The following is a 17,772-nucleotide window of genomic DNA, read 5'->3' as shown; positions in this document are numbered from 1 at the left end:
ATTGATTGAACTTTATGACCTCTGAAAAGCGCCCTACTCGCCGCCGCCGTGGCATTTATCTGTTACCTAATCTGTTCACCACGGGAGCCATGTTCGCCGGTTTCTACGCCATTACCTCGGCGATGGGCGGGCGTTACGAGACCGCCGCCGTGGCGATTTTTGTTGCGATGGTCCTGGACGGACTCGACGGCCGCGTGGCGCGCCTGACCAATACGCAGAGCGAATTCGGCGTGCAGTACGACAGTCTGTCGGATATGGTTTCGTTCGGCATGGCGCCGGCCCTGGTCATGTATCTGTGGGCTTTTTCCAGCCTCGGCAAGCTGGGCCTGTTCGCGGCCTTCGTCCATATGGCCGGCGGCGCCCTGAGGCTCGCGCGCTTCAATACCCAGGTCGAGTCTGCCGACAAGCGTTATTTTCAGGGATTGCCCAGCCCCGCCGCGGCCGCCATCCTGGCCGGATTCATCTGGATTTGCCTGGAATATGGCTATGATATTGAAGTGCTTAAATATCTCGCGATTGTGCTGACCATCAGCACCGGACTGCTGATGGTCAGCAACTTCCGCTATTCCAGTTTCAAGGAAATCGATTTGAAAGGCAAAGTGCCTTTTGTCATGGCTATTGCCGTCATGCTGGGCATTGCGTTTATCATGGCGCAGCCGCAAATCATGTTGTTTGCATTGTTTTTGGCTTATGCGATTTCAGGCCCCGTCATTACGCTGGTTATGCGCAGACGCCGACTGCAGGGGCGCAAATCCTGAAAAAATCTGCTTGAGAGCCCACAGCCAATCGCGTATAGTCAAGATTATGTCCATTCAGTCCGCCACGCCTTTTAAAGCCCTTTTGACTGTCGCCCGATCTTCCGGGCCAGGGCTGCGCGCTTTGCTGTGTCTATCTTTACGATTCCTGCCCTGACGGGCGCATTCTTCTCTCTTATTTTGTTTAAACCCCTTTACTTAATCACTATCGACGGACGAGTTGATAGCTCTCCATGTATGGAGCCCCTATGAAAGACAAATTAATCATATTCGATACTACCTTGCGCGATGGCGAGCAGAGCCCCGGCGCATCAATGACGCGCGATGAAAAAGTCAGGATCGGCAAGGCGCTGGAACGTTTGAGAGTGGATGTGATCGAGGCCGGCTTTCCCATTGCCAGTCTCGGCGATTTCGAGGCCGTTCAGGCCGTGGCCAAGGCCGTAAAAGACAGTACCGTATGCGGCCTGGCCAGGGCGCTGGACAAGGACATCGACCGCGCCGGCGAGGCGCTCAAAGATGCCAACCGGTCACGCATTCATACATTTATCGCCACCTCGCCTATCCACATGCAGATGAAACTGCAGATGCAGCCCGAGCAGGTGATCGAATACGCCGTCAGAGCCGTGAAACGCGCGCGGCAGTACACCGATGACGTCGAGTTTTCGGCCGAAGATGCGGGCCGTTCGGAAGAGGACTTTCTATGCCGTATTTTCGAGGCGGTTATCGATGCCGGCGCCACGACGCTGAATATCCCCGACACGGTCGGCTACAGCATTCCGCAACAGTTCGGAGAGACCATCGCCAATCTGATCCGGCGCATACCGAATTCGGACAAGGCCATTTTCTCCGTGCATTGCCATAACGACCTGGGTCTGGCCGTCGCCAATTCCCTGTCGGCAGTCATGAACGGCGCGCGCCAGATCGAGTGCACGATCAACGGCCTGGGCGAGCGTGCGGGCAATGCCTCGCTGGAGGAAGTCGTCATGGCGGTCCGCACCCGCCAGGATGTCTTCGCCTGCCAGACCGGCATCGACACACGCGAGATCGTCACCTGCTCGAAACTGGTCTCGTCGATTACCGGCTTCCCCGTGCAGCCTAACAAGGCCATCGTCGGCGCCAATGCCTTTGCGCACGAGTCCGGCATTCACCAGGACGGGGTGCTGAAAAGCCGCGAGACTTACGAGATCATGCGTGCTGAAGACGTCGGCTGGACAGCCAACCGCATGGTCATGGGCAAGCACTCCGGCCGCAATGCCTTCAAGAGCCGCATGACCGAGCTGGGCTTTGAATTTGCCTCCGAGGAAGAATTGAATGAAGCCTTTTTCCGCTTCAAGCAATTGGCCGATAAAAAGCACGATATCTTCGATGAAGACCTGCAGGCGCTGATATCGGAAGTCGGTTTCGAGTCCGAGGATGAACTCGTCAAATTGATTGCCCTGAAGGTCTGCTCCGAAACCGGCGAAATCCCCAATGCCACGGTCACCTTGCGCATCGACAATCAGGAAGTCACGGGTACCGCCACCGGCGGCGGCGCTGTCGACGCCAGCCTTAAAGCCATCGAGAAACTGGTGCGGTCCGACGCCTCGCTGGAACTTTACTCGGTCAACAATATTACCAACGGCACCGATGCTCAGGGCGAGGTGACGGTGCGTCTCGAAAAAGCGGGCCGCATCGTCAATGGCCTGGGCGCCGATACCGACATCGTGATCGCCTCGGCTAAAGCCTATGTCAATGCCATCAACAAGCTGCAAACGCCGGATCAGCGCCGGCATCCGCAAAAAGGCGATGTCTAGCCTTTTAACAAACCGCCATGGATAACGCGCTGCGCTTGCAATACCTGGAGGCGATGGGAATCGAGGTATGGGTTCCCAGAGCCGCGCCTGCGCACGACGAAAGTCCGCAACCGCCCGCTGCCGAGGCACTGCCGGCAGTCACTGAAGCGCCGGCGCCGGCCGAACGGCAACCGGTTGACAGAACGCAAGCCGAGCCCGACGACTGGGATTCATTACAAGCCGAAGTGGCAACGTGCCGAAAATGCGCTTTATGCGAAACGCGCACGCAAACGGTTTTCGGCACCGGCAACAGACGGGCCGACTGGATGGTGATCGGCGAAGCGCCGGGACAAAGCGAAGATCAGCAAGGCCGGCCTTTTGTCGGCAAGGCTGGGCAACTGCTAACGGAAATGCTGCGAGCCCTGGGCCTGGACAGGGAGAAAGACGTGTTCATCGCCAACATCTTAAAATGCCGCCCGCCCGGCAATCGCGACCCGAAAGCCGACGAGATTGAAGCCTGCCATGCGTATCTGCAGCGGCAGCGGGCACTGGTTCAGCCCAAGATCATTCTGGCTGTAGGGCGTATTGCCGCGCAGGCCTTGTTAAAAACCGAGGCCCCGTTAGCCAAGCTCAGAGGCACTGTGCATACTTTAGATGAAACGCCGGTGGTTGTGGTTTATCATCCAGCCTATTTATTACGATCGTTGCCAGAAAAGCGCAAAGCCTGGCTGGATCTACAATTAGCGATGAAAACGTATACAGAAGGTTGATTATGCAGGTGTTGTTAGACAAGATAAAAAATTGGCTGGTTTATGATGCGGACAGAGAGTTTTATGCCAAAATATTTCCCGATTCAGTCGACAGAAAAGATTTGATGCGCATTAGAAGAATGACGTTATCCGATTTACCCGGGGTGATAACGGTCGAAAGAAAAAGTTATCAGTTTCCCTGGGGCGAAGATATTTTCAGGGATTGCTTCAGAGCCCGTTATGAATGCTGGGTTTGCGAAGAACAGGACAACGTGCTCGGTTATTGCATTGCCTCGATCGCGGTTGGCGAGGCGCATGTATTGAATATTTGCGTGGACCCTGCCGAGCAAGGCCAAGGCATCGGCCGGAAACTGCTGGAGAATCTGATTGAAACGGCAAGAGGCCGGGCCGAAACGGTTTTTCTGGAAGTGCGGCCGTCCAATACCGTCGCCATCGCGCTTTACGAAAATTTGGGATTCAACGAAATAGGCATCAGAAAGGATTACTATCCGGCTGAAAACGGCCGCGAGGATGCGCTGATGCTGGCATTGGAACTTTTTTAACAGCATCACCCGCGCCTCATTCATCGGCTTCAAATAGCGGACCAGGTGACACAGTCCGCTATTTCCATCATCTTCCGGTTTTATTAACCACCCTGCTTCGCCAACTTGAATCCTACATTCCGCGGCAAAATTTGATCCAATCAGAATTATTTCAGTATCGATTGTTAATCGGCCTGCTCATTTTCCTTGATTCCCAGGCGTTTTAATCTGGCAATGCCTACGGATTGATGCCCTGATACCGTAAATGAACAGACACATAGGGGCAAACCTGTGTGTTCGCCCTTGCTCAACGGTTCACCTTTGGCCAGCGGTTCTCCGATAATTTATTATGCACCCGAAGCAGGGCGGACACATAGGTCCGCCCCTACAATGCATTCGCACGATACAGGCAACCCCTTTGATTTGTATGAGCCGCATCGCAAATTATTAGGTGATTTCCATGTTTCATATTATTCCGGTAGTGGCTGAATTGGCTGCGGAATGTCGGTTGAATCGAAACACACCTGCCGTTGGCAAATCTTTATCGTCAAATCTGCTTTTCTCAGAATCAAGCCCGGGGACATCAAGTCTGTTAAAGCTCCCCATTGTTCAATAGCAACCTCCATTGAATACTCAATAACTCCCCTTTGTGTTTCATCGGTTGATTACCTGACGGATTCAGCTGTCCTAAATAGAAAAATAATTAAACTATGTTATTTAACTCACTCAATTGCGTGATTTCACTCAAAAACATTAAGGTAATAATTACAGCTTTTTTGTAAAAATAGCGCCATCAACCAGACAATCGCAGCCAGCCCTTCATTATTAACATGGCATGTAAAATGCTTAACATTAGCAGATCATTAACTAATAAATTAAATAATAATGAAAAAATACGTATTCTTATTGGGAGCGAGTTATTTAGGAAGCGGGATTGCTGCCGAACCAGCACCGGCAGACCAGGCCGACATCACTGCCGGCCAGAATAAAGAACATGTGCAAATCGCGGAAGATGCCATGCTTCTGGATACGATGATCATCAAGGGGCAGTCATCGAATATCGATGTGCCTTTCGGCTCTTATCTCGACCATTCCAAGATAGCGCTATCCAGGACGGCTATCAGCGACACGGCCAAAATGTTCAGCGACGTACCCGGCGTAAGCCTTTCCGGCGGCGGCGGCATTTCAAGCAGGCCCATTATTCATGGCATGGCGGACGACCGCCTGCGCGTACAGGTAGACGGCATGAATTTGATTTCGGCCTGCGCCAACCACATGAATCCGGCTCTTTCCTATGTCGCCCCTTCCAGCGTCCTCAGCGCCCAGATCCTGGCCGGCATTACACCGGTGAGTCTGGGCGGCGACAGTATCGGCGGGACCATTCGCGTCAATTCGGCCGACCCCGAATTTGCCGAGGACGGCGAGGCGCCTTTGATCAGGGGCCAGATGTCAGGCTTTTACCGCAGCAACGGCGATGCGTACGGCGGCAATATTTCCGCCTCGATCGCGAATGAGAATGCCTCACTGACTTACACGGGTTCTTCGGTACAGTCGCGCAATTACAAAGCCGGTGGCGATTTCACGACCGCCAACCGAATCAACGGCAATGACGTCGTCGCCTCCTCGCTCTATCGTTCCGAAAACCAGTCGCTGTCATTGGCTTTGCGCAACGACAATCACCAGGCCATCATTAAAGTAGGCCAACAAAATATCCCTTATCAGGGCTTCCCCAATGTGCGCATGGACATGGTCGGCGATGACAGCTGGTTTGCCAATGTTTCCACCAAGAGCCAGTTCGACTGGGGTAATCTGGAAACGCGCGCTTATCACGAGGATGCCCGGCACAAGATGAACTTCCTGAAGGACAAAGGCGGCGAAACGGGGCGGACCATGCCCATGGATACGCACGGCATCAACCAGGGCTTGTTGGTCAAGGCCAATATCGACCTGACCGACCAGCATATGCTGACCGTCGGCAGCGAATACCAACGCTACCGCCTGAATGACTGGTGGGATCCGATCGGCACCAACCCGATGCGAATGATGCAGGGGCCGGGGCCGTTCTGGAACATCTTTGAAGGCAAGCGCGACCGGTTTGATGTATTCACCGAATGGGAAGGCCGCTGGAACCAGCAATGGCTGACCCAGGTCGGCATCCGCGTGGGCGGTGTGGAAATGGATGCCGGCAATGTCATGGACTACGGCAAAGTGACCGAAGAGGCCGGAGCGTTCAACAGCAGCAAGCGTAAACGTACCGATGTCAATATCGACTGGACGGCATTGGCGCGCTATACCTTCAACGATATGCAGACTTACGAGCTGGGCATTGCCAGAAAAACCCGCTCGCCTAGCCTTTACGAACGCTATGCCTGGTCGCGCGGCACCAAGATGAACATGATGGGCATGACCATGGTCATGCCCATGAGCATGTTCATGAACAACTGGGTCGGCGACGGCAACGGCTATGTAGGCAATGTCAATCTGCAGCCCGAAGTCGCCCATACTGTCAGCGCGACCGCCGACTGGCACGACGCCAACATGGAAGACTGGCAAGTCAAGGTTACGCCTTTTTATACCACCGTCGACAATTATATCGATGCCGAGCTGTGCCAGCCGGCCAACGGTGTAACCTGCGCCAGCCCTGCGAGCGGCGGCTTCAACCTGCTGCAACTGAACAACTTTGATGCGCATCTGTTCGGCGTCGATGTGTTCGGCAAGAAACTGTTGCTGCAATCCAGCCAATACGGCAGCCTGACCGGTAAAGCGATCATGAGCTATGTCAGAGGACAAAACAACGACACAGGCGGCAATCTGTATCAGCAAATGCCGTTTAATGCCCTGGTATCACTGGAGCATCAATTGGGCGGCTGGACCAGCACGATTGAAACCCAGATCGTAGATGCCAAAAACCATGTACAGGACGTGCGCCTGGAGCCGCAAACAGCTGGATATGCACTGCTGAATCTGCGTAGCAGTTACAGCTGGAAGCATATGCGCATCGACGCTGGCATAGAAAACCTGCTGGATAAAAATTACGCCCTGCCGTTAGGCGGTACTTACATTGGCGAAACCAGCGTGGCCGGAACCGCGGTGCCCGGCATGGGCCGCTCGTTCAATGTCGGCCTGACGTTGACCTATTAGCCCCTTCTCCGGTTGCGCCCGGCAAGCGCCGGCCAACCGGAAACCCTGTCCTGCATTCTGCAACAGGATCAATAACCGGCTTCGGCAACCCTGACGCCTCATCCGCATCATTTTTAAAGCATAAAAAAACCGCGCGGGAAGCAGACGACTGCATCCCGCGCGGTTTCTTCACCAACCCGCTTGTACTTTTCGGTTATTGCTTATTTCAAAGCGGCCGTGACATGCGGCTCAATCGCCTGATACATGGTTTGATGCATGCGTGGGTTGGCGGCGATCACATTGCCCGATCCCATGTATTTGTCATTGAAGGAAAAATCGGTGACGACGCCGCCGGCCTCCTTGATCAGCAGGATGCCTGCCGCCATATCCCATTCATGCAGGCCGATTTCCCAGAAACCGTCCAACCGGCCGGCGGCCACATAAGCCAGGTCCAGCGCCGCGGCGCCGGCCCGCCGGATACCGGCCGAATCCGCCGACAAAGCGCGGAACATGCCCAGATAAGCATCGAGGTGCTGTGGGTTTTTAAAAGGAAAGCCCGTGCCGATCAGCGCGCCCATCAAGCCGGTCTGAGCCGTGACTCGAATACGGCGGCTATTCAGCATGGCGCCGCCGCCGCGCTTGGCGGTAAACAACTCATCGCGCAACGGGTCATAAACGACGCCCACTTCGATTTTACCTTTGTGCATCAAGGCAATGGAAACGGCATATTGCGGAAAGCCATGCAGGAAATTCGTTGTGCCGTCCAGCGGGTCGATCACCCAGATAAAATCATTGCCTTTGTGCTCGCCGCTTTCTTCAGCCAGGATACCATGCTCGGGATAAGCGGCTTTGATGATGTTTATGATCTCCCGCTCGGCCATTTGGTCGATTTCGCTGGCAAAATCATTTCTGCTTTTCTGGTTGATGCGTAAACGACCGACATTGTCGGCGGAACGTACGATAAGGTCGCCGGCGCTTCTTGCGGCGCGGACGGCAATATTAAGCATTGGTTGCATAGGCTGAATTTGTAATGAGCAAGTAGAAAACATCCATAGCATACCAAATCTTTTGCTAAAATTGACTCTTTTTTCCACGAAGAGACAACATTGCTGTCCAATATCAAAATCGTTCTGGTCGAAACTTCGCATCCGGGCAATATAGGCGCCGTCGCCCGGGCCATGAAGAACATGCGGATGGATAATCTGTGGCTGGTCGCGCCCAAGATTTTTCCGAGCGCCGAGGCAACCTCGCGGGCATCCGGCGCCGATGATGTGCTCGCGCGCGCAACTGTCTGCCAAAGCCTGGAGGAAGCGGTTGCCGATTGTCAGCTGGTGATCGGCGCCAGCGCCCGCTGCCGGACCATCAGCTGGCCGGAAATGACGCCCCGCGAATGCGCCGAAAAACTGGCTGTTGAAGCCCGGACGGCAAAAGCCGCCATTATCTTCGGCCGGGAAAATTCCGGGCTGAAAAACCACGAGCTGGATCTGTGCCGTTATCTGCTGCGCATTCCCTGCAACAGCGAATACAGCTCATTGAATCTTGCCGCGGCCGTGCAGGTGATCTGTTATGAACTGTTCGTCGCCTCCGGCCAGCCGCACGAAATCACGATCGGCGACAAGGGCGAGGATCCGCAGGCCACGACGACGCAAATGGAGATGTTTTACGACCATCTCTATGAGGCCCTGACCGATATCGGCTTCATGCATCCCGACAAATCAAAATCGATCATGCGCCGCCTGCGCAGGCTTTTTAATCGCGCGCAACTCGATACCAAAGAAGTGGACATCCTCAGAGGTATCCTGAGAATGTCTCAGGGCCATAAAAGGAATCAATGACATGTTCAACCGATTGAAAGAAGACATCCTGTGCGTTTTCGAGCGTGACCCGGCGGCGCAATCCGTTTTCGAGGTCATTACCGCCTACCCCGGCATTCACGCCATCCTGATTCACCGCATCAGCCATTATTGCTGGAACGCCGGTTTCAAATGGCTGGCGCGCTTTATCGCCCATATCGGCCGCTGGCTGACAGGCATCGAAATCCATCCCGGCGCCCAGATAGGCCGGCGCTTCTTTATCGATCACGGCATGGGCGTCGTGATCGGCGAGACCGCCGTGATCGGCGACGACTGCACGTTGTATCACGGCGTCACGCTGGGCGGCACGACCTGGCAGAAAGGCAAGCGCCATCCGACGTTGCACAACGGCGTGGTCATCGGCGCCGGCGCCAAGGTTTTAGGACCTATCGAGATCGGGCAAGGCGCCCGCGTCGGCTCGAATTCGGTCGTCTTGAAACCCGTCCCGGCCGGCGCGACGATAGTCGGCATTCCGGGCCATATCGTCGACACCAAAGTCAAAAAAGCAACGATGGGGCGCGATGCGATCGCCAGCAAGATGGGCTTTGACGCCTATGGCGCAACAGCCGATATGCCGGACCCCATCGCCAACGCCATCAACCGCATGCTCGATCATATTCATGTGCTGGATGAACAGATAGAAACCATGAAAAAAGCACTGAATGACGCCGGCATTACCTATTCGGAGACACCGATGCCTGATCTGGAAGGCTGTGAAATCGAGGACGGCTACGAAGACCGGAAAGAAGAAATCTAGACACCGGTTTGCGCCCCGGACATTTCGTCCCTACGGGCACGCGGCCCCATCCCTTCGTCCCGGCAATTCCGCTCATGCAAACGGCAAGACTTTGTCACGGGGCCGGAAGCACCTGATTAAGAAACCCTTAACTAACTGATTACAATAGTTTAATACTTTAATAGGGATGACCGTCGGCAGATAAAAATAATGACCCTATAAAAGTTGACTATTTTGCTAGGTTAAGTATAGTAATGAGAACCTATTGTATTTATAAAGGATAGTCTTGTGCGCTTAACCACTAAAGGCCGCTATGCCGTGACAGCTATGCTGGACCTGGCTTTTCACAGCCAGAAGAAGCCAGTTACCCTAACCGATATTGCAACTCGTCAAACAATTTCCCTGTCTTATCTGGAACAGTTATTTGCGCGTTTACGCCGTGCCGGCATGGTCAAAGGCGTTCGCGGGCCGGGCGGCGGCTACAAGCTCAGCCGCAAGGCCAATGACATCAATATCGCCGATATTATTGCCGCCGTCGATGAACCGCTTGATTCCACCAAGTGCGGCGGCGAAGCCAACTGCCAGAATAACCAGGCCTGCCTGACCCATGACTTATGGATGGGATTGAGCGAACAGATTCGCCATTATCTGACCGGCATCAGTCTGGGTGAATTGCTGGAAAGGCATCAGGTTCAGGAAGTTGCCAAAAGGCAGGAGCAAGATGCTGAGCGGGTGATTGAAATCCATCGCCAAAATGGAGCTAGAGCTTAGTTTAAATGATCTACCTTGATCATAACGCGACAACCCCGATCGACGAACGGGTGTTGGACGCGATGCTGCCCTTTCTCACCACTTTCTACGGCAATCCATCCAGCCTGTACCGTCCGGGCCGGGTCGTTCGAAGCGCCCTGGAGACGGCCCGCGGACAGGTCGCCTCGCTGGTTGGCGTACAGCCTGCGCAGGTCATTTTCACCAGTGGCGGCACCGAAGCGAATAATCTGGCTCTGGCCGCGGGCAACCCCGATGCCGGACTTGCCATTTCAGCCATTGAGCACCCTTCCATTGCCGAACCGGCCCAGCGCATGAACAGCCAGGGTCGTGAGCTTGCCATCGTTGCCGTCGATGCCGACGGCCTGATTACCCAAGAGGCCATCGACGCCATTATCAGGCGCAAGCCCGGCCTGGCGTCTTTCATGCTGGCAAACAATGAAACCGGCGTCATCCAGGATGTGGCCGCCTATGCGCGGCAATTAAGGGCGCATCGGATTTTCGTGCATACGGACGCCGTGCAGGCGCTGGGAAAAATCCCGGTAGACTTCAATCAGCTCGGCGTGCACTTGATGTCCCTATCCAGCCATAAAATCTACGGGCCGAAAGGCTGCGGCGCCCTGGTGTTCGAAAAAGGCGTCGAAATCAATCCGCTATTACTGGGCGGCGGCCAGGAACAGGATCTGAGAGCCGGCACCGAAAACGTCGCGGCCATCGTCGGATTCGGCAAAGCGGCGGAACTGGCCGGAGTGGAACTGGCCGAACGCGGCCGGCGCCTGCTCGCTTTAAGGGAACAGCTCGAAGAGGGCTTGACAACCATCCCCGGCTTGACGATTTTTGCCCGGCAGGCTCAGCGATTGCCCAATACCGTCCAGTTCGGCATAGACGGGCTCGACGGCGAGATGCTGCTCATGAAGCTGGACCAGAAAAACGTCGCCGTTTCCAGCGGCTCGGCCTGCGCCAGCGGCGCCAGAGAGCCCAGCGCCGTGCTGACGGCCATGGGCGTCGAACCCGAGCTGGCCAGAAGCGCCATTCGCGTCAGCCTGGGACAAGCCAATACGGCCGCCGACATCGGCAAATTCATTGAATTATTGAAATCCTTGTTGTAAAGGATCAAGTACCAAGAGGTTATTATGTCTGTTTCATTAACGGAAAGCGCTGCGAATCAAATCAAGAAACAACTGGAAAAGCGCGGCAAAGGCATCGGCTTAAAGCTCGGCATCAAAAAATCCGGCTGCTCCGGTTATGCTTATGCGCTCGATTATGCCGATGAACTGGCCGAGAACGAAGCCGTGTTTGAACACTTCGGTGTCAAAATCATCGTTCAGGAAGCCGATCTGCCGGTGGTTGACGGCATCGAAGTCGATTACCGCCGCGAAGGCATCAATGCGGCGTTCCAGTTCAACAATCCCAATGTCAAAGCCACCTGCGGCTGCGGCGAGAGTTTTTCCGTTTAACAGCCAGGCTCATGGAGTGGCTAGCAGACAGCCGCTCTCACCGCCCTTTCAACAACGTCAACGTCTCAAGCCATTGGCAAAACAGCCCTGCTGAATAAAATACAGCGCCTGTTCTACGGCAGGCTCCCGCTGCATAATAAAGGGATGTGAGTAAGGCACAACGATAAAATCCTGCATGCCCGCCACCCGCGCCCGGTTTACCGACACCTTGCCGTCGTTAACACCAGGAATGAGCAAAGAGAGCAAAGGATTGACGCTTCTATCACCGGCGATCACCCCTACCGGAAAATTCACAGGCCCCAAGGCATTGGGCAGACTATCTTTATCCGTACCCAACTGTAACCCTGCCGGACCGTTTAACAGATAAAACAATGGCCAGCCTGCCAGTCTGTCGACAATTTCACTGCCCTGGCTGGGCGGAGCCAGCATAACCACATGCCCCAGTTTAGCGATGGGTTTTGCCGACAAGTAATAGCGAATCAGAATCCCGCCCATGGAATGGGTCAGGAAATGAATTTTTTCAATCTGCTCTGAGTCGCACTCTGCCAGCGCCTGCGCGATATACTCTAACGCTAACGACTCAATCGCCCTTTTACGCGAAGGATAATGCACATTGATGATTTTATAGCCGTATGCCGCCAGCAGCTTACCGGCTTTATTCATGCTGAAGCGGCTTCTGGCCAGGCCGTGCAGCAGAATAATGGCTTCCGAATCCTGCTCTATAATTTTCAGTTTATGTTTTAAATTTTCCATAACGTAACAATACACCCGGCAATAACAATAAATTCAACAGCGTAGAAGACGCCAGCCCGCCAATGATAATCGCCGCCATCGGCCCCATGATCTCGCGCCCCGGATTGTCGCTGTCGAAAGCGATCGGAAACATGGCCAGCCCGGTCACCATCGCCGTCATCAAAATGGCCGGCAACCGTTCCTGAGCGCCCTGTATGGCTGTTTCCAAATTCCAGCCTTTGCCCTCGACTTCGATCAGATAGCGGTAGTGCGACAGCAGCATGATGCTGTTGCGCACGGTAATGCCGAACAAGGTGATGAAACCGACGACCGAGCCCACCGACAGCGCCGCCCCGGTCAACACGACCGCGGCAACGCCGCCGACCAGGGCAAACGGCAGATTGACCAGCGTCAGCAGGACGTGGCGAGCGCTGCCTATGGCAACATAGATAAAGATCAGCACGCCGGCACCGGCCAGCAAGGCATGCAGAATCAGCTCGTAACGGGCCTGGGCCTGCTCGGCCGCCGCGCCCGTGAATTCGGGATAAACATCGGCCGGGAACGGAATCTCTTCCTGCACGCGCGCCTTGAGCTCGCGCATGAAATCATCGAGATCCCGATCGATGACATGACAGGTCACGGTCTGCCGGCGTTGCGCGCCCTGATGCAGAATATTGTAGCGGCTGGCCGCGTGCCTGATCTCCGCGACCTGAGACAGCATGATCAGGCTGCCGTCCTGAGTCCTGATCGGCAACCGGGCAATCGATTCGGGCTGTTTTCTCAGCTCCGGCGCCAGGGCTACGGCGATATTGAAGATTTTATTGCCCTGAGCCTGCTTGCCGACGACATGCGTCTCGTAGGCGGCCTGCAGAGTATTGATAACCTGCGACGGCGCGATACCCCAGAAACCCAGCTGATCCAGATCCAGATCGATCCGCACCAGCGGCGTGCCGGGCGGCGAGCGCAGCTGCACGTCGGCGGCGCCGGGAATGCCGCGCATGATTTCGGCGAGCGCCTGGGCCTTGTCGTCTAGCACCGCCAGATCATTGCCGTAAATATTGACGACGACCGGCGAGGTATAACCGGAAATGGTCTCGTCGACCCGCTCCGTCAGAAAGGTATTGGCTTCGAATAAAATGCCCGGAAAATCACTCAGGATTTCCCTGAGTCTGTCCAATATCCGCTGCTGCTCCGATCCCGACATGGGCTTGAGGCGGACCTCGTACTCGCTGTAATGGCTGCCGTATGTATCGGCGCCTCGCTCTGCCCGCCCGGCCCATTGCGATACCGATTCGACGCCTTCGATCTTCAGAAACAGTTCGGTCAGCCGACGGCCGATTCTTAACGATTCCTGCAAGGACGTGCCGGGCATGCTGGCCGTATGAACTATGTAATGGCCCTCGCGCAACTCGGGCAGGAACTTGCTGTCGAGGCTGAAAAAAGCCAGCAAACCGGCCAGACACACGATCACGCTGCCGGTCATTACCACTTTAAATCGCCTGATCACGAAACCCAGCAAACGCTCATAGAGCGGCTTGAGACGCTTGATCAGCGGCGGCTCGTCGTGCGCGGCATGGCTACCCAGCAGTACGTAGCACAGGGCCGGCGTCAAGGTCAGCGCCACCAGCAGCGACATCAGGATAGCCAGGATGTAGGAGTAGCCCAACGGCGCAAACAAGCGCCCTGCCACGCCGTTCAGGGTCAATAGCGGCACAAACACAAGCGCGACGATAAAGCTCGCGTAAACGACCGAGCCGCGCACCTCCAGCGAAGCCCTGTAAACGACATCGGCGACGGGCAGCGGTCGATCCGACAAGCGGTTTTCGCGCAGGCGCCGGAAAATGTTCTCGGTATCGATAATGGCGTCATCGACGACCTCGCCCAGCGCGATTGCCAAGCCGCCGAGCACCATGATATTGAGATTGACTCCGGCTTCCAGCAGGACAATGACGGCGCTGATCAGCGACAAGGGAATGGCCAGCGCGGAAATAAAGGCCGTGCGGAAATCGAACAGAAACAGATACAGAATAATGATCACGAACAGGCCGCCGATCAGCAGATGGATCGACAAATTGGCCACCGATGCTTCAATATAATCGGCCGGCCGGAACAGATGCGAATGGAACACAATCGCCTGCTTGCTGAAGATAGGCTCGAATTCATCCAGCACCTGCTCCACCCGCCTGGAGACGGACAAGGTATTGGCGTCGTATTGGCCGATGACCATCATGACAATACCGGTTTTGCCCATGATTTGCGCGCCGCCGATAGCCGGCTCGGGCGCATAGGCAATCGTTGCCACTTCGCCCAGGGTTATGTTGCGGCCCTGATCGCGCCTGACGAGGATTTTGGCGAATTGTTCGGGCGTCGCGGGTTGCCCGGTCACCTGCAGCGTGAAACGCTGGTTGTCGTTTTCGATAAAACCGCCGCCCTGAATAGTGCCTGCTTGCGAGGCGGCCTGAATGATGTCGTCCAGCGCCAGGTTAAAGCGATGCAGCTGCACGGGATCGACCTGAATCTGCAACTGCGCGACTTCGCCGCCGAACACATTGACATCGGCAACGCCGGGCACGGACATCAGGCGCGGCACCAGCGTCCAGTCGACCAGGCTGCGCAAGGCCATCAAATCCTTGCTGTCGGAGCTCAAGCCGATCGTCAAAACCGTCGCGGACGACGAGGAAAGCGGTATCGCCACGGGCGTGCCCATACCCTGCGGCAGCCGTCCCGGCAGGCTCGCCAGCCGCTCGCTGACCAACTGCCGGCTGCGATAGATATCGCTGTCCTCGCTGAAGGTCGCGGTCACGATCGACAGGCCCAGAATCGATTCGGAACGCACCGATTCCATGCCGATCAGGCCGCTGATCGCCATTTCAATCGGCTGCGTCACCAGCACTTCGACCTGCTCGGAAGACAGCCCCGGCGACTCGGTTTGAATCACGACCTGTTTGGGCGAAAAAGCCGGAAAAATATCGAGCCCGGCCGTGGAAAAGCGATAAACGCCATAGACCAGGATCAGTACCGCCAGGGCGATGACAATGCCGTGGCAACGGATGGAAAAACGGATGAGAGCAGCCAGCATGGTTTTGTTAATATTCCCGATTAATCACGATTTTCAGTCGCATGGACTGTAAGGCTTCCTGGATGGCTGTGCTTCAGCCGGGCGGCGGCATTAAACGATGGGCGATGACGGGTTAATCATCATCCTCATCGGGGATCTGCCCGCGCATTTCTTCCGACAACAGCATTTGCGCGCCAATGGTCACCAGTTCCTCGCCGGGGTCGATACCCGCGCTGACAAAATAACCGTCGGCAGCGGCCGAGAAATGCGTGACAGGCCGGCGGCTGAACCGGTCATTGCCGGTCTTGATATAAACAAACGCCTGGCCCAGATGCCAGATCAACGCCGACTTGGGAATCATTACGCCGACCCTGTCTTCAGCCTGTCGGGCTATCCATGCCGCAACGCGCATGCCGGGCCTGATCCGGTCGCCGTCGGCTTGAAAGAAATAACTTTCCCCTTGAACCACGCCATCGCTTTGCGGCGCGGCCGATATGCGCGTGGCTTTACGGGCCCTGCCGCGCACGCCCGCAGGCTCAATGTAAATTTCCTTCACGTCATCAGCCAGATAGCTGTTGGCGGGCAGCGTGACCTGCAGAAGAATTTGCCGTCCCGATAAAAAAGGCGCCAGTTTGTCCGAGTCCGGCGACAAGGCCCAATCGGTCAATGCCCCGCCCCAGCTCAGCAGGGCTTCGTCATAAATGGCCTTGATGCGAAACCGCGCGGCATCCAGTTGGGCCTTGTCGGTTTGCCATTGCGATTGCTGATTCTGCAGGCTGCGTTTTGAGGCGATGTCATGATGGTATAAATCCTGCTGCCGCTTGATGCCTTGCTCGGCCAGATTGAACCTGGCCGCCGCGCTTTTGTGTTCGGCCAACGCGGTCCGATACTGGCTGCGCAGTGCAAGCAGCGGCTGAATAGCAACCGCCTTCCCGTAGGCGGTAAACTCGGGCTGATAATTCGAGGCAACCAGCCGCTGAATTTGCAGGTCTGCCAATATACGGGCTTCATCGTCCAGAACCACTGCCTGACGCCCGGTTTCTGTCTGTTCCTGCGTATCGCCATGCTCGGCGGAAACAGGAAAAATAGCGGCGGAAAAAAAAACAGGCTATCAAAAAAGCAGTGATTTTGGCGAAAAAAAGCATGGGGTTGGCTGGCCTTATAGATAAGGGCTGAATTATAAGACCTGCCGATCGGTTAAATGAATTTTTTTGTTGTTTTTAAAAAATAGCGCGTTATCCTTGAAATCAATCATGTAAGTTACGTAAACACTATTTTTGAGAGATGAAATATGAGTGATTTGCCGGAAAACCTGAAATATGCCAAAACCCACGAGTGGGCACTGCTGGAAGACGACAATACAGTGCGCGTCGGCATAACGGATTTTGCCCAGCAGGAATTGGGCGATCTGGTTTATATCGAACTGCCGGAACCGGGGCGCAAGGTAGCCGCCGGGGAACAATGCGCGGTCGTTGAGTCGGTTAAAACCGCATCGGACTTGTTCAGCCCGGTGGCTGGCGAGATTGTCGCCGTCAATACCGCCCTGACCGACGAACCCGAGCAGGTTAATGATAACGCTTATCAAGCCTGGATTTTTTGCGTTAAAGCGGACGATTTGTCCGACCTGGATTCATTAATGGATGCCGAAGCTTACGGTCAGCTGATTGAACAGTAATCCCGCTTGAGAGTTATGCACAAAATCTGTGGATAAGTCTGGGAATAATGCCTTCACAATAATCACAAGCGATTGACTTCAAAAAAGTTTTTTTAAATTGTCCAGAGTTTGACCGATTTATTACGCTGTTTGTAACCCAACTGTCCCGCAGATTGTGTATCATTGACGGTTTTGATCACTGAACGTAAAACAATGGCGAATCAAAATGCAAAAGGCCTTAAGCGGCTTATGAATGCATGCGTCTTTTCTGTTGCCGGCTTTAAAGCGACCTGGATACATGAAGAGGCTTTCAGGCAGGAAGTGCTCCTGTTTGTCATCACCACGCCGCTGGCGATCTGGCTGGGAGAAACCGCTATCGAAAAACTGCTGCTGATCGGCAGCATCGTGCTGGTGATGCTGGTCGAGTTATTGAATTCAGCGGTAGAGGCCGTCGTCGACCGGGTCGGTCTCGAACATCACGAATTATCCGGCCGGGCCAAGGATATTGGTTCCGCTGCGGTTATGCTGTCGCTGACCTGGGCGGCGATTACCTGGACTTTAATTTTAATATAAGAG

Annotated in this window: 16 protein-coding genes; 12 read left to right on the top strand and 4 right to left on the bottom strand. The window is 55.1% G+C overall.

Going from position 1 to position 17,772, the window contains the following annotated elements; all coding sequences use genetic code 11:
* The first annotated feature begins 14 nt into the window (after window positions 1–14).
* The 5 genes from pssA (at window position 15) to METMA_RS0112225 (ending at window position 6,959) form a co-directional block, all read left to right on the top strand.
* A complete protein-coding gene (gene pssA, locus METMA_RS0112245; RefSeq protein ID WP_020159384.1) occupies window positions 15–758 on the top strand; it encodes a CDP-diacylglycerol--serine O-phosphatidyltransferase in 744 nt (247 codons plus the stop codon).
* Window positions 759–1,003: 245 nt separating this feature from the next.
* Window positions 1,004–2,548 carry a 2-isopropylmalate synthase gene (locus tag METMA_RS0112240; RefSeq protein ID WP_020159383.1) on the top strand — a complete coding sequence of 515 codons (1,545 nt, stop codon included), beginning with the start codon at window positions 1,004–1,006 and terminating at the stop codon, window positions 2,546–2,548.
* A gap of 17 nt (window positions 2,549–2,565) precedes the next feature.
* Entirely contained in the window at window positions 2,566–3,297 is a 732-nt protein-coding gene (locus METMA_RS0112235; protein WP_020159382.1) for a uracil-DNA glycosylase, read from the top strand.
* A 2-nt stretch (window positions 3,298–3,299) separates the two neighbouring features.
* On the top strand, window positions 3,300–3,839 hold the full coding sequence (rimI, locus tag METMA_RS0112230; protein WP_020159381.1) for a ribosomal protein S18-alanine N-acetyltransferase: 540 nt from the start codon (window positions 3,300–3,302) through the stop codon (window positions 3,837–3,839).
* Window positions 3,840–4,703: 864 nt separating this feature from the next.
* Window positions 4,704–6,959, top strand: coding sequence for a TonB-dependent receptor plug domain-containing protein (locus METMA_RS0112225; protein ID WP_020159380.1), 2,256 nt, complete (start codon window positions 4,704–4,706; stop codon window positions 6,957–6,959).
* 200 nt (window positions 6,960–7,159) lie between these two features.
* Here METMA_RS0112225 and METMA_RS0112220 read toward each other — a convergent pair whose 3' ends face one another.
* The gene (locus METMA_RS0112220; protein ID WP_027147281.1) at window positions 7,160–7,954 is read right to left on the bottom strand and encodes an inositol monophosphatase family protein; all 795 of its coding nucleotides are present in this window, start codon (window positions 7,952–7,954) and stop codon (window positions 7,160–7,162) included.
* 90 nt (window positions 7,955–8,044) lie between these two features.
* Here METMA_RS0112220 and METMA_RS0112215 point away from each other — a divergent pair, with 90 nt between their 5' ends.
* The 5 genes from METMA_RS0112215 to METMA_RS0112195 all read left to right on the top strand — a co-directional run bounded on the left by METMA_RS0112215 (window position 8,045) and on the right by METMA_RS0112195 (window position 11,752).
* Window positions 8,045–8,773 carry an RNA methyltransferase gene (locus METMA_RS0112215; protein ID WP_020159378.1) on the top strand — a complete coding sequence of 243 codons (729 nt, stop codon included), beginning with the start codon at window positions 8,045–8,047 and terminating at the stop codon, window positions 8,771–8,773.
* A 1-nt stretch (window position 8,774) separates the two neighbouring features.
* Entirely contained in the window at window positions 8,775–9,548 is a 774-nt protein-coding gene (cysE, locus tag METMA_RS0112210) for a serine O-acetyltransferase (protein ID WP_020159377.1), read from the top strand.
* 267 nt (window positions 9,549–9,815) lie between these two features.
* Window positions 9,816–10,298, top strand: a complete 483-nt coding sequence (gene iscR, locus METMA_RS0112205) for a Fe-S cluster assembly transcriptional regulator IscR (protein ID WP_020159376.1) — start codon at window positions 9,816–9,818, stop codon at window positions 10,296–10,298.
* Window positions 10,299–10,303: 5 nt separating this feature from the next.
* On the top strand, window positions 10,304–11,404 hold the full coding sequence (locus METMA_RS0112200) for a cysteine desulfurase family protein (protein ID WP_020159375.1): 1,101 nt from the start codon (window positions 10,304–10,306) through the stop codon (window positions 11,402–11,404).
* A gap of 24 nt (window positions 11,405–11,428) precedes the next feature.
* Complete coding sequence (locus METMA_RS0112195) at window positions 11,429–11,752, top strand: HesB/IscA family protein (protein ID WP_020159374.1); 324 nt, start codon at window positions 11,429–11,431, stop codon at window positions 11,750–11,752.
* 57 nt (window positions 11,753–11,809) lie between these two features.
* On the opposite strand, the gene METMA_RS0112190 is transcribed toward METMA_RS0112195, so the two are convergent.
* The 3 genes from METMA_RS0112190 to METMA_RS0112180 all read right to left on the bottom strand — a co-directional run bounded on the left by METMA_RS0112190 (window position 11,810) and on the right by METMA_RS0112180 (window position 16,566).
* Window positions 11,810–12,505, bottom strand: a complete 696-nt coding sequence (locus METMA_RS0112190) for a lipase family protein (RefSeq protein ID WP_020159373.1) — start codon at window positions 12,503–12,505, stop codon at window positions 11,810–11,812.
* On the bottom strand, window positions 12,486–15,563 hold the full coding sequence (locus METMA_RS0112185; protein ID WP_020159372.1) for an efflux RND transporter permease subunit: 3,078 nt from the start codon (window positions 15,561–15,563) through the stop codon (window positions 12,486–12,488). Before METMA_RS0112185 ends, METMA_RS0112190 begins: the two co-directional genes overlap by 20 nt.
* 112 nt (window positions 15,564–15,675) lie before the next feature.
* Window positions 15,676–16,566, bottom strand: coding sequence for an efflux RND transporter periplasmic adaptor subunit (locus METMA_RS0112180; RefSeq protein WP_020159371.1), 891 nt, complete (start codon window positions 16,564–16,566; stop codon window positions 15,676–15,678).
* A 267-nt stretch (window positions 16,567–16,833) separates the two neighbouring features.
* Between METMA_RS0112180 and gcvH the strand changes: the two genes are divergently transcribed.
* On the top strand, window positions 16,834–17,217 hold the full coding sequence (gene gcvH, locus METMA_RS0112175) for a glycine cleavage system protein GcvH (RefSeq protein WP_020159370.1): 384 nt from the start codon (window positions 16,834–16,836) through the stop codon (window positions 17,215–17,217).
* A gap of 192 nt (window positions 17,218–17,409) precedes the next feature.
* Window positions 17,410–17,769, top strand: a complete 360-nt coding sequence (locus METMA_RS0112170) for a diacylglycerol kinase (RefSeq protein WP_027147280.1) — start codon at window positions 17,410–17,412, stop codon at window positions 17,767–17,769.
* The last annotated feature ends 3 nt before the right edge of the window (window positions 17,770–17,772 follow it).

Source organism: Methylobacter marinus A45 (assembly GCF_000383855.1).
Classification (GTDB): Bacteria; Pseudomonadota; Gammaproteobacteria; order Methylococcales; family Methylomonadaceae; genus Methylobacter; species Methylobacter marinus.
This window is presented reverse-complemented; position numbering and strand designations above follow the sequence as displayed.